The organism is Pseudomonas sp. MT3 (assembly GCF_054720805.1).
In genome coordinates this window covers 241,622-254,028 of sequence record NZ_JBTVPY010000002.1, presented here as the reverse complement: position 1 = coordinate 254,028, position 12,407 = coordinate 241,622, and the positions used below count along the sequence as shown (strand labels likewise).

At 67.2% G+C, this 12,407-nt stretch carries 9 protein-coding genes; 2 read left to right on the top strand and 7 right to left on the bottom strand.

Annotated features, from left to right (window positions below):
• The first annotated feature begins 13 nt into the window (after positions 1-13).
• A complete protein-coding gene (gcvP, locus tag ACYCAX_RS03010; protein WP_460247390.1) occupies positions 14-2,890 on the top strand; it encodes an aminomethyl-transferring glycine dehydrogenase in 2,877 nt (958 codons plus the stop codon).
• A 388-nt stretch (positions 2,891-3,278) separates the two neighbouring features.
• Here the strand turns inward: gcvP and ACYCAX_RS03005 are convergent, their stop codons facing one another.
• The 7 genes from ACYCAX_RS03005 to ACYCAX_RS02975 all read right to left on the bottom strand — a co-directional run bounded on the left by ACYCAX_RS03005 (position 3,279) and on the right by ACYCAX_RS02975 (position 11,344).
• The gene (locus tag ACYCAX_RS03005; protein ID WP_294972299.1) at positions 3,279-3,605 is read right to left on the bottom strand and encodes a DUF2388 domain-containing protein; all 327 of its coding nucleotides are present in this window, start codon (positions 3,603-3,605) and stop codon (positions 3,279-3,281) included.
• 110 nt (positions 3,606-3,715) lie between these two features.
• Positions 3,716-4,033, bottom strand: coding sequence for a DUF2388 domain-containing protein (locus ACYCAX_RS03000; protein WP_015475070.1), 318 nt, complete (start codon positions 4,031-4,033; stop codon positions 3,716-3,718).
• 73 nt (positions 4,034-4,106) lie between these two features.
• Positions 4,107-6,476, bottom strand: coding sequence for a tetratricopeptide repeat protein (locus tag ACYCAX_RS02995; protein ID WP_460247389.1), 2,370 nt, complete (start codon positions 6,474-6,476; stop codon positions 4,107-4,109).
• Between the two features lie 336 nt (positions 6,477-6,812).
• Positions 6,813-7,745: a transporter gene (locus ACYCAX_RS02990; RefSeq protein WP_460247388.1), complete on the bottom strand. Its 933-nt coding sequence runs from the start codon at positions 7,743-7,745 to the stop codon at positions 6,813-6,815.
• A 223-nt stretch (positions 7,746-7,968) separates the two neighbouring features.
• Positions 7,969-9,249: a c-type cytochrome gene (locus ACYCAX_RS02985; RefSeq protein ID WP_294972312.1), complete on the bottom strand. Its 1,281-nt coding sequence runs from the start codon at positions 9,247-9,249 to the stop codon at positions 7,969-7,971.
• A 2-nt stretch (positions 9,250-9,251) separates the two neighbouring features.
• Complete coding sequence (locus tag ACYCAX_RS02980; RefSeq protein ID WP_460247387.1) at positions 9,252-10,835, bottom strand: GMC family oxidoreductase; 1,584 nt, start codon at positions 10,833-10,835, stop codon at positions 9,252-9,254.
• A gap of 2 nt (positions 10,836-10,837) precedes the next feature.
• A complete protein-coding gene (locus ACYCAX_RS02975) occupies positions 10,838-11,344 on the bottom strand; it encodes a sugar dehydrogenase complex small subunit (RefSeq protein WP_460247386.1) in 507 nt (168 codons plus the stop codon).
• 219 nt (positions 11,345-11,563) lie between these two features.
• Here ACYCAX_RS02975 and ACYCAX_RS02970 point away from each other — a divergent pair, with 219 nt between their 5' ends.
• Complete coding sequence (locus tag ACYCAX_RS02970; RefSeq protein WP_294972322.1) at positions 11,564-12,358, top strand: thymidylate synthase; 795 nt, start codon at positions 11,564-11,566, stop codon at positions 12,356-12,358.
• Positions 12,359-12,407 lie beyond the last annotated feature (49 nt).

The window sequence follows — 12,407 nt, the reverse complement described above, 5'->3', positions numbered from 1 at the left end:
CGAGACCGTGGCCATGTCGAACACCCCTTCGCTTTCCCAGCTGCACCAGCCTGATGCCTTCCTCGCCCGCCACCTCGGCCCCGATGCCGCCGAGCAGCAGGCCATGCTCGATACCTTGGGGCTGAGTAGCCTCGATGACCTGATCGTGCAGACGGTGCCCCCGGCCATCCGCCTGAACCGGCTGCTGGACCTGCCCGCCGCCCTCGACGAGCAGGGTGCGCTGGCCAAGCTGAAGGGCTATGCGGACAAGAACGAACTGTGGACCAGCCTGATCGGCACCGGCTACTACGGGACCCTGACCCCTACCGTCATCCTGCGCAACGTGCTGGAGAATCCGGGCTGGTACACCGCCTATACGCCGTACCAGCCGGAGATCGCCCAGGGCCGTCTCGAATCCCTGCTGAACTTCCAGCAGATGACCATCGACCTCACCGGCCTCGATCTGGCCAGCGCCTCGTTGCTCGACGAAGCCACCGCCGCCGCCGAGGCGATGGCCTTGGCCAAGCGCGTGGCCAAGGCCAAGAGCAACCTGTTCTTCGTCGATGCCCAGTGCCACCCGCAGACCCTCTCCGTGGTGCAGACCCGCGCCGACGCCTTCGGCTTCGAGGTGGTGGTCGACGAGGTGGACAATCTCGGCCAGCACGCGGTGTTCGGCGCACTGCTGCAATATCCGGACACCCGTGGCGAAATCCGTGATCTGCGCGCGGTGATCGACGCCCTGCACGCGCAGCAGGCCATCGCCTGCGTCGCCAGTGATCTGCTCGCGCTGCTGCTGCTCACCCCGCCGGGCGAACTGGGCGCCGACGTGGTGCTCGGCAGTGCCCAGCGCTTCGGCGTACCGATGGGCTACGGCGGCCCGCACGCGGCCTTCTTCGCCTGCCGCGACGAGTACAAGCGCGCCATGCCGGGGCGGATCATCGGTGTGTCCAAGGACGCCCGCGGCAACACCGCGCTGCGCATGGCGCTGCAGACCCGCGAGCAGCACATCCGCCGCGAGAAGGCCAACTCCAACGTCTGCACCTCGCAGGTACTGCTGGCCAACATCGCCAGCCTGTACGCCGTGTACCACGGTCCGCAGGGCCTGAAACGCATCGCCCAGCGCGTGCACCGCCTGACCTCCGTGCTGGCCGCCGGCCTGGCCGCCAAGGGCGTGAAGATCGTCAACCTGCACTTCTTCGATACCCTGACCCTGGATGTCGGCACCCAGCAGCAGGTCATCCTCGAGCGTGCCCGCGCCGCCCGCGTCAACCTGCGCATCGTCGGCGAAGATCGCTTGGGCGTGAGCCTGGACGAGACCACCAGCGCCGCCACCCTCGCCAGCCTGTTCGACATCGTCCTCGGCGCCGGCCACGGCCTGGACGTCGCCCAGCTCGACGCCGGCCAGCTTGCCGACGGCATTCCCGCCGCCCTGCAGCGCAGCAGCGGCTACCTGAGCCACCCGGTGTTCAACCGCCACCACAGCGAAACCGAGATGCTGCGCTACCTGCGCCAGCTCGAAGGCAAGGACCTGGCGCTGAACCAGGCGATGATTCCGCTGGGCTCCTGCACCATGAAGCTCAACGCCACCAGCGAGATGATCCCGATCACCTGGCCGGAATTCGCCAATCTGCACCCGTTCGTGCCGCGCGAGCAGGCCGAAGGCTACCGCCTGATGATCGAGGAGCTGGAACGCTGGCTCTGCGCGATCACCGGCTTCGACGCCATCTGCATGCAGCCCAACTCCGGCGCCCAGGGCGAGTACGCGGGCCTGCTGGCGATCCGCAAGTACCACGAGAGCCGTGGCGATGCGCATCGCAACATCTGCCTGATCCCGGCCTCGGCCCACGGCACCAACCCGGCCTCGGCGATCATGGCGAGCATGCGCGTGGTCATCGTCGAGTGCGACAAGGCCGGCAACGTCGATCTGGAGGACTTGAAGCGCAAGGCCGAGGAAGCCGGCCCGCAGCTGTCCTGCCTGATGATCACCTACCCGTCGACCCACGGCGTGTACGAGGAAGGCATCCGCGAGATCTGCGAGGTGATCCACGCCCACGGCGGCCAGGTGTACATGGACGGCGCCAACCTCAATGCCCAGGTCGGCCTCGCGCGCCCGGCGGACATCGGCGCCGACGTGTCGCACATGAACCTGCACAAGACCTTCTGCATCCCCCACGGCGGCGGCGGCCCGGGCATGGGCCCGATCGGCGTGAAGAAACACCTCGCGCCCTTCGTCGCCAACCATCCGGTGATCCGCATCGAAGGCCCGAACCCGCTGAACGGCGCGGTCAGCGCCGCGCCCTGGGGCAGCGCCAGCATCCTGCCGATCAGCTGGATGTACATCGCCATGATGGGCCCGCAGCTGGCCGACGCCACGGAAGTGGCGATCCTCAATGCCAACTACGTGGCCAGCAAGCTCGATGGCGCCTTCCCGGTGCTCTATCGCGGGCGCAACGAGCGCGTCGCCCATGAATGCATCCTCGACCTGCGTCCGCTCAAGGCGCAGACCGGGATCAGCGAGGAAGACGTGGCCAAGCGCCTGATGGACTACGGCTTCCACGCGCCGACCATGTCCTTCCCGGTGCCCGGCACGCTGATGGTGGAGCCGACCGAGAGCGAGTCCAAGCACGAGCTGGATCGCTTCATCGAGGCGATGTTGTCGATTCGCGGGGAGATCGCCAAGGTCGAGACCGGCGAGTGGCCGGCCGAGGACAACCCGCTCAAGCGCGCGCCGCACACCCTGGCGGATGTTACCGAGCTGTGGGAGCGTCCGTACCTGATCGCCGAGGCGGTGACCCCGACCGAGCACACCCGCGCCTTCAAGTACTGGCCGGCGGTGAACCGCGTGGACAACGTCTACGGCGACCGCAACCTGTTCTGCGCCTGCGTGCCGGTGGATGACTACCGCGAGTGAGCGGTGCGCTGAACTGAAAAAGCCGCCTTCGGGCGGCTTTTTCGTGGTGGCGATTTCGCCGTTATGGACGGGCTCTTCGTAGGAGCGAGCTTGCTCGCGAACCTCGCCAGCGACGGAGTTGCCTGGAACCACTTTTCGTACAAGCGGACTTTGTCTGCGAAATCCCGCGCGGAGGACACCGTTTCTATCGGGAAACGCCAGAGCTTTGCGCCTCTTTTGGCGCACCTGGCTGATGTGCCGGTGTATCGCGGGCATGGCCCGCTGTGTCTACAGGGATGCGATCAGCGCGAAGCCGTGACGCTGGGCGGGCGGAGCGACCCGATCCTCGCGCCGACCCCGCCAGCCGGGAACGGCCCGTGGCGAGCGCCACGGGCCGCGCCGGTGGGGTTCATTGGGCAGGTGCATCGTTGCGGCGAGTCAGGATGGCGTTGGCCAGTTCCATGTCGCTGCGTTGGCGCAGGCCGGGATCGTCGCTGCGCAGGCGGTTCAGGGCGGCTTCCAGGTACGGGCCACGGATCGCGCCATCGCTGGCGACATAGGTGCCGGCATCGTCCTGGGCGGCGGCGATCAGTTTGTGGTCGTGCCTGAAGGTCAGGTAGGTCGACGCGGTGGTGGCGCCGGACGAGATGATGTCGCGCCAGAAGGTGTCGGCTACGGCCGACGCGAGGGGAAGGGCGAGCAGGACGAAAGCGGTAGCCAGTTTGGCGGTGCGCATCAGAATCACCTCCGGAGGGTCCGTGTACAGGTGAGATGCGCGAGACTTGCGGGGAGTTCCTCGATTGCGCCGGGCGGCGCGCGCCGTATGGAGGCCGCGCGCCGTCGCGATCAGCGTTCGCTGGCGAGGAGGGCGCTGGCCAGTTCCGCGTCGCTGGCGTTGGCCAGTGCCGGGTTGGCGCTGCGCATCTGCAGCAGCGCGGATTCCAGGTAGGGGCCGCGAATGGCGCCGTCGGTGGCGATGAAGCTGGCGGCATCGTCCTGGGCCGGGCCGACCAGCTTGTGGTCGTCGCGGCTGGTCAGGTAGCTCGAGGCGGTGGTGGCGCCGGAGGTCAGGACCGAGCGCCAGAAGTCGTTGTCTTCGGCCATAGCCGAGGCCAGCGGGAGCAGGGTGAGGGCAAGGACGGCGGGGATGAAGCGGCGACGCATGGTAACTCCTTGGTTGAGTGCGTCTTTCAGAGCGTTCGCCGCTTCCCGAGTTCCCGCCTGTTTGTCGGAAGTTTCACTCGCTCTTGAGCGAGGGATCGTCCGGGTTCTGCTGTTCCAGTTCCGCCAGCAGCATCTGCACCTTCTGCATCTGCCCGGTTTCGCGCAGGTAGGCGATCAGCGCCAGGCGTGCCCCGCGGTTGGCTGGGTGGCGTTGCAGCAGTGTTTCCAGCTCGCGGCAGGCGGCATCGACTTCGCCGCTGTCGTGCAGGGCGATAGCCAGCACGTAGCGGAGCTGGTCGTCGTCCGGGGCCAGCCGCACGGCTTCGCGCAGCTCCTTGAGCGCCTCCGCGCGCTGTCCCTGGCGCACCAGGGCGAGGCCGTTGACGTGGTGCAGCAGGCCGGCCTTGGGATGCTGGCGCAGGGCGTCGTCGAGCAACTGGCGAGCCTCGGCCTGACGGCCGCTGGCTTCCAGCCACTGGACCAGGGTGACGGTGGCCGGCAGGAAGTCCGGGTTGTGTGCCATTGCTGCGCGCAGTGCGGGCTCCACCTGGTCCGGCCGGCCGGTGCGCTGGTAGAGCATGGCAAGGTTGAGATTGGCCTCGGCGCGTTCGGCCAGGCTCTTCTGCACCTCTTCGTACTCGCGCAGTCCATTGTTCAGCGCTTCATCGAGGCCGGGGCGTGCCTGCGGTGGCAGTTGCGCCAGTTGCCAGGCGGCGGCGATGCGCACGGCGCGGATCGGGTCGGAGAGTCGCGGGGCCAGCATGGGCGCCAGCACCAGTGCCTGCTGCGGGCCATTGGCGAGGGAGGCGAGAACGTTGATGGCGGCGGTGCGCACCAGCGGATCGGCATCCTTCAGGCCTTGCGCCGCCAGCTCCAGCGAGCGCGGGCTGGGGTAGCTGGGCAGTTCGGCGATCAGCGTGGCGCGGCGGATCGCCGGCAGGTCGGGCGAGGCCAGCAGCAGGTGCAGCGCGCGGGATGCCCCCGGTTTGCCGCCACGGGCTTTCCACAGGGTGTCGTCGTAGCGCGGCGGTGGATTGTCCGGGGCGTTCGACTTGGCCGGCAGCTCACTGGCGAACCACTGGCGGAACTGCTCGCCGATCTTCTTCGCCGGGATGTCCTTGTGGCAGGCCAGGCAGGCGTCCGGCGCGCCGATGCGCCGCGCGTGCAGGGGGTTGGGCAGGCTGAAGCCGTGGTCGTGGCGGTAGTCGTTGACCATGTAGTAGCGGCCGGGCATGTGGCAGGAGGTGCACTGCGCGCCGGGGCTACCGGGCTTGTGGTGATGGTGTTCGGGCGAGTCGTAGTTCTTCGCCTGCAGCCCCTTGCCGTCGATCTGCGGGCGCGTCGGCTTGCCGGCGGTGTTGTGGCATTGCAGGCAGACGCCATTGCCCGGTGCCTTCAGTTCGCCGCTGTGAGGGTTGTGGCAGTCGGTGCACTGCACGCCCTTGGCGAACATCTTGCTCTGGGTGAAGGAGCCCCACTCGAAGACTTCGTCCTTGATCTTGCCGTCGATCTCGTAGAGCTCGCGGGTCAGGGTGCTGGGCAGGTAGTCGTCCATGAAGCGGTGCTTGTTCTGGTAGCCGTCGTCCAGCGGGGCGCGACGGGCATGGCAGCGTGCGCAGGTTTCCACCACGGTGCTCTGGCTGGCGTTCTTGAGCGGTACCTCGAAGCCTTTGTCTGCGCTGCGATCCGCTTTCTTCGCCCATTCCAGGTGCTTCGAGGCTGGCCCGTGGCAGGCCTGGCAGCCGACGCCAAGGCTGTTCCAGTGGCTGGCGAAGCTGTCGGTCTTGGCGTCGTAGTTACGCTTGAAGCCGGTGGTGTGGCACTCGACGCACATGAAGTTGGCGTTCTGCGCGGGACGGGTCCAGTGCAGTTCGTCCTTGTAGTCGATGCGCTGTCCGGGCATCAGCTGGAACCAGTGGTTCTTGCGGCTATCCCAGGCGACGCCGAGAGCTTGCAGGCGGCCGCCCGGATACTCCAGCAGGTATTGCTGCAAGGGCTCGAAGCCGAAGGTGTAGGCCACCTTGAAGTCCGCCGGCTTGCCGTCGTTGCCGGGGGTGTTGACCCAGTACTCGTCGCCCTTGCGGAAGAAGCGGGTGGTTTCCACTTCGCCCTTGAAGGTGACGCCTTCGAAGTCGCCGAGCACGTTGCCTTCGCTGGCCGGCTTCATCGCCTGCTGGTGATGGGAGCCCTGCCAGTCCTTGGTCTGCGCCTGGTGACAGCCCTGGCATTGTTGCTCGGCGACGAAACTGGCCGTCGTCTCGACCTTCGCTGGCGCGGCGGGCCTGGTCTGGGTTTGTGGGCGTGGTGCCAGTTGTGGCTGCGGTGCGCTGTTCTGCACGTACCACCAGGCACCGGCGGCGGCGATCAGCAGAATGCAGGCCAAGGCAAAGGCAATGCGGCGGACGAGAGGGTTCGTGGCGTCGTTGTTCTTAGGCTTTGGCATGCGGTTCTGCGGCGAATATCACGGAGTGGAGGAGCTTCGGTGACTGCCGGAGGGATGTCAAACCGCGCGGAGAGTGGGGCGGGGGATTTTTGCGGGGCTCCCTCTCCCCGTGGGGGGAGAGGGACGCGTCAGCCTGGTCCTGCTGCGTCATCTTCTCGGCGATTTTCGCGTCTACCGCCTTGCGCAACCGGTCGATGCCGGCTGGTTTGGCGGCCATTCGACGAAGCTCGTCGAGGACTCGATGCCTGGGTGCTGTCGATGCCCGCCAGCCCGTCGTTGTACTGCGCTGTCGGCGGTCTCGAACGGCTCTGCAAGGCCGGGCCCCGGTGTCCTGATTCACCATGCGTATTGCATGCGGAATGTCCAGGTGTTGGCTTCCGGCGCCGAATCCGGCCGGGAAACCGTGTCCATGTACGAGATCATGCCGCCAACGCTGCGCGAGAGCATGAAGCCCAGGGAGGCGCCGGCCATGCTGGTGTCCTGGGCGTTGTCCTGCTCCTCGCCGGCGATCGTGCTTTCGCCGCCCCATTTATAGCTGGCGTCCAGCGAGGCCCAGAGGGCGGGATTGAAGCTGTAGCTGTAATGCAGTTCGGTGGCGTACAGCGGGTCCTGCTTGAGCGTGTGGTGGCCGAGGAACTCGTCGTTGTCCTGGAAGAAACTGGCGTAGGCGTTGGCTTCCAGCCAGGTCTTGCCGATCGGCGTGCCGAACGCCAGCTCGGGCTTGACGATCCAGCGGTTGGTACCGATGTTCAACAGCTTCTTGTTGTCGTAATCGCCGGTCGGAGCGGTGACGAAGATAGCGCCGGAAAGGAAGGTTTCCGGCTGCCAACTGGCGAACTCCTGCTGGGTCAGCGCGGGGGCGCCGAACAGGTTGTGAGCGAGCACGATGGTGGTGTCGCCCATGCCGTCGTTGTCTTTCTTGCCGGGAATGCCGTCGAAGCTCGCTTCCCCGGTGACATAGGGCTGGAGGATCTGGATGCCGGTGGAGCGGCCGTCGACGCCGAAGCTGTAGGCATAGCGGGCGAGCCAGACGTCGGCATTGACCGAGACGCCATTGATGGCGATGGCCTGGTCCACCGAGGTGTTGGAGTCGAGTACGGTGAGGTACAGGAAGGCGACGCTGGTATCGACCGGCAGGTTCTGCCAGTCGCGGGCGTTGTCGGCCTGGACGCTGGCGACGCTCAGCATGCCGATGCCGAGCGTGGTGGCGAGGGCGATCGGATGGCGGCGTGCCGGAGTGGATCTGTGGTGCTGCGCTTGACTGCTCATTGCGTATTTCCAGCCTTTGGATGCTTTTGGCTGGCTGTCGGGACCTCGGCTTCAGCCGAAGCTAGCGAGGCGGCAGCAAGTTGGAAATCGCCCATTTGGGTGATTCGGGGTTGGTAGCTGTTCCGGTGTGGGGGCGGGTGCGTCGAAGTACCTCGAAACGGGGTGCCGCGAAGCCGTGTGGGTGAGACCCGGCCAGGCGTCCAGGGGCGGGAGTGGCTGGTGCTCAAGGCTGCCGAATCGCGGCCACCCTTGCGCTGTCCACCTTCACCTCGGGATTGCCGAACTGCCGGGTGAGGTAGTTTACCAGCGTGGCGATCTGCTCGTCGTTGAGGGTGCCGGCGAAACCCGGCATGAACAGCTCCTCGTCGCCGACCTTGCGGTGCACGCCGCCGAGCACCACCTGCACCAGGTTGTCCGGCTGCAGGGCGCCCACCGCGCTGTTCTTCAGCAGCATCGGGTAGTAGCCGTCCTTCACCCCTTCGCCGCTCCAGGAATGGCAGCTGGCGCAGTTGCCCAGGTACAGGCGGGCGCCGTCGTCGTGCCTCTGGGCGGCGAAGCCCTGGCCGCGCAGGGTGACCACGTCCTCGGCCGGCTTGCCCCACTGGAAGCGCGCCTTGCGCTCGCCGTCGCTGACCGCCGGGACGCTGCGCAGGTAGCTGGCGATGGCTTGCAGGTCGGCTTCGGAGAGGTACTGGAAGCTGTGCTCGACCGCCTCGCCCATCGGCCCCGCGGCCTGGGCCTTGCCCGGTGCGCGGCCGGTCTTGAGGTACTGAACGATTTCCGCGTCGCTCCAGCCGCCGATGCCGCTGTGGGTGTCGGGGGTGATGTTGAAGGCGTACCAGCCGCCCAATGCGGCGCCGGCGAGGAAGCCGGTGCCCTGTTCGTTCATGGCCTGTTCCTGGAAGGCCATGCCGCGCGGGGTGTGGCAGGTGCCGCAGTGGGCCAGGCCCTGGACCAGGTAGGCGCCGCGGTTCCAGGCGGCGCTCTGCTTGGGATTGGGCTGGTAGACCGCATCGTCGTGGAACAGCAGGTTCCAGATCGCCAGTGGCCAGCGCATGTCCAGCGGCCAGGCGATGTCCGAGTCCTGGTTGGGCTGCGCCACGGCCTGCACGCCGCCTTCGAGGAACCAGGCGTAGAGCGCCTTCATGTCGTCGTCGTTGATCTTCGCGTAGGCGGTGTAGGGCATCGCCGGGTAGAGACGGGTGCCGCCCTTGGCCACGCCATCGCGCAGGGCGCGGGCGAAGTCGTCGTAGCTGTAGCTGCCGATGCCGGTCTTCGGATCGGGGGTGATGTTGGTGGAGTACACCGCGCCCAGCGGCGTGGCCAGCGGTAGGCCGCCGGCGAAGGGCTTGCCGCCCGGCGCGGTGTGGCAGGCGGCGCAATCGCCGGCGCGGGCCAGGTATTCGCCGCGTTGCAGCAGCTCCTGCGGCGCCGGGTCCAGCGCGTTGGCGGCGTGGCCCAGCAGCGGGGCGGCGAGCAGGGCGAGAAGTGCCAGGGGTTTCATCGTCAGGCCTCCCGCTTCAGGTGCTCGGCCAGGCGCAGGGCAAGGGCTGCGATGGTCAGGGTGCAGTTCACCGAGCCGACGGTGGGCATCACGCCGCTGCTGGCGATGAACAGGTTGGGGTGGTCGTGGCTGCGACATTGAGCGTCCACCACCGAGTCCTTCGGGTCGGCGCCCATCAGGGTGGTGCCGGTGATGTGGTTGTTGTTGGCGAAGTTGTCCTCGAACACCACCTCGCTGCCGCCCAGCAGTTTCGCCGCGTGGGTATACACCTCGCGGGTGTGCACCGCGCTCCTGCGTACGTAGTCGTCCATCGCGTAGGTGAACTCCGGTTTGGCGATGCCCACGGCGTCGCGCTCGCTGGTGCTGGGGACGATGCGGTTCTCCGGATGCGGGAGGATTTCGTGGAAGCTGTCGAAACGCACGAAGCGCGCGGCACGGTCGCGGATCTGCGCCTCCAGTTCGCGGCCCAGCAGCAGCGGCCCCTTGCGGATCAGCTCGGCGGCCACCTGGTCGGTACGCGAGAGGTTCGACAGGTGGATCTTCTTCGAGGCGTATTCGCTGCGGAATGCGCCATCGCGGAAGCCCACCATCGAGGTCATTTCCTGCGGCCCGCGGCCCGGCCAGAGTTTCTCGTCGGCATAGAACTGCACGGCGGTGCCGGGGTGGTCCATGAGGTTGCGGCCGACCATGTCCGAGCTGTTACCGACTTCGGACATCAGCATCAGCTTGGGCGTCTCGATGCCGTTGGCGGCGAGGATGAAGGTCCCGCCTTCCACCCGATGCTCGTTGCCTTGCGGGTCCTTGTACAGCGCGGCGCCGATCTTGCCGCCGTCGCCCTTCTCCAGCTTGAACACCACGGCGTTGTCCACCAGCCGCGCGCCGGCGCTTTCGGCCTTCTCGACGTGGACGATGCCGTTGTACATGGCACCGATGGGGCAGATCGGCATGCAGTTGTTGTTGCCGCAGCAGGTTGGCCGCGCGTCGTAGGGGCGGCTGTTGCGTGCCACCGGTTCGGTGACCACGCGGTAGCCGTTGGCGTTGAGCAGGGTCTTGATACGCTGTTCGTTCCACGACAGCGGCAGGGGCGGCATGGGGTAGGGCTGGTTGCGTGGGGAGTCCAGCTCCTCGTCGCCGGGGCCCCAGACGCCCAGTTCTTCCTCGGCGCGCTGGTACCAGGGTTCGAGCTCGGCGTACTCGATGGGCCAGTCGCGACCCACGCCATAGAGGCTCGCCAGCTTGAGGTCGTTGGGCAGGAAGCGCCACGCCGAGGCCGCCCAGTGCCAGGTGGTGCCGCCGACGACGCGCAGGTACTGCACGTCGTAGGGATGGGTGCCCTTCTGGATCAGGTAGTGGTTGTCCGGGTGGAACTGCGGGTGCGGGGCCTGGCGGCTTGCGGGGTAGGGCGCCTGGTTGTCGGACTTGTCCGCCTGGTTGCGGAAGCGCTCGACGATCTCCCAGCGCGCCATGCGCGGGCCGGCTTCGAGGATCAGCACGTCCTTGCCGGCCTGCGCCAACTGATGGGCCACCAGCGCCCCGGCGACGCCGGAGCCGACCACGACGAAATCCGCGCGTTGTGTCTCGGCCATGCTCACACCTCCCGTTCGGCCGGCTGCGCCGCCCAGAAGCCCGGCTTGTTCGGGCAGTAGCTGCGGATCACCAGCACGTCGTCCACCGCCTTGAACATCAGCGCCTGCTCGTAGGTGACCACGGTGGCGTTGCTGGCCTCGCCGATCTGCCCCAGGTACCAGCCGCCAAGGATCTGCCGGGCCAGCCACTGCTGGCGCTCGTTCCAACTGGCCGGCGGGTCGGCCAGGTGTGCCAGCAGCTCGGCGAGGCTCTGCTTGAGCGCGGTGTCGCGTTGGGTCAGGGCCTCGAACAGGCGCTGGCCGATGCGCGGATCGAGGTTGCTGCGTCCGGTCAGGCGTCGGGACAGGGTCATGAAGCTGGCCAGCTCCGCCTCGGCCTGGGGCGTCAGCGCGGCCCAGGTGCGGGTGGCGGGACTGAGCAGCATGCCACCGACCGCCGCGCTGGCGCAGGCCACCGCCAGCAGGCGGCGGCGGGACAGGGGAAAGTCGGAGCGTTGAACATCGGACATGGAGACCTCTCTGGCACCAGGCAACGGTGGCGGCGGGCGGTCTGGCGCCGCCTTCGCCGTATCGTTCGGAACTTGCGGCGGCCACCGAGCCGGTCGGGGTGGCGAGAGCGGGCCGCGCCCCTTAGTATTGCCGCTTGTTCAGATTCTGCATGGGCGGATCGACCCGCCGGCGGCCACCGCAAGCCGCGCCGCAGAGCCTCACCGGATAAAACAGCAGCGATGAAACAGTACCTCGACCTCATGCGTCACGTGCGCGAACACGGCACCTTCAAGAGCGACCGCACCGGCACCGGCACCTACAGCGTGTTCGGCCACCAGATGCGCTTCGACCTCGCCGAAGGCTTCCCACTGGTGACCACCAAGAAGTGCCACCTCAAATCGATCGTTCATGAGCTGCTGTGGTTCCTCAAAGGTTCGACCAACATCGCCTACCTGAAGGAAAACGGCGTCTCGATCTGGGACGAATGGGCCGACGAGAATGGCGACCTGGGCCCGGTCTACGGCTACCAGTGGCGCTCCTGGCCGGCGCCGGACGGCCGCCACATCGACCAGATCGCCAACCTGATTCAGATGCTGAAGAACAACCCGGACTCGCGCCGCCTGATCGTCTCCGCGTGGAACCCCGCGCTGATCGACGAGATGGCCCTGCCGCCGTGCCACGCGCTGTTCCAGTTCTACGTCGCCGACGGCAAGCTCAGCTGCCAGCTGTACCAGCGCTCGGCCGACATCTTCCTCGGCGTGCCCTTCAACATCGCCAGCTACGCGCTGCTGACCCTGATGGTCGCGCAGGTCGCCGGGCTGCAGCCTGGTGAGTTCATCTGGACCGGCGGCGACTGCCACCTGTACGCCAACCACCTGGAACAGACCGACCTGCAACTGACCCGCCAGCCGCTGCCGCTGCCGACCATGAAGATCAACCCCGAGGTGAAGGACCTGTTCGGCTTCCGCTTCGAGGACTTCGAACTGGTCGGCTACGAGGCCCACCCGCACATCAAGGCGCCTGTCGCTGTCTGAAAAATCGCCCGCAGGCCATCGGCTTCCTGGCCTGCGGGGCGCATCTGGA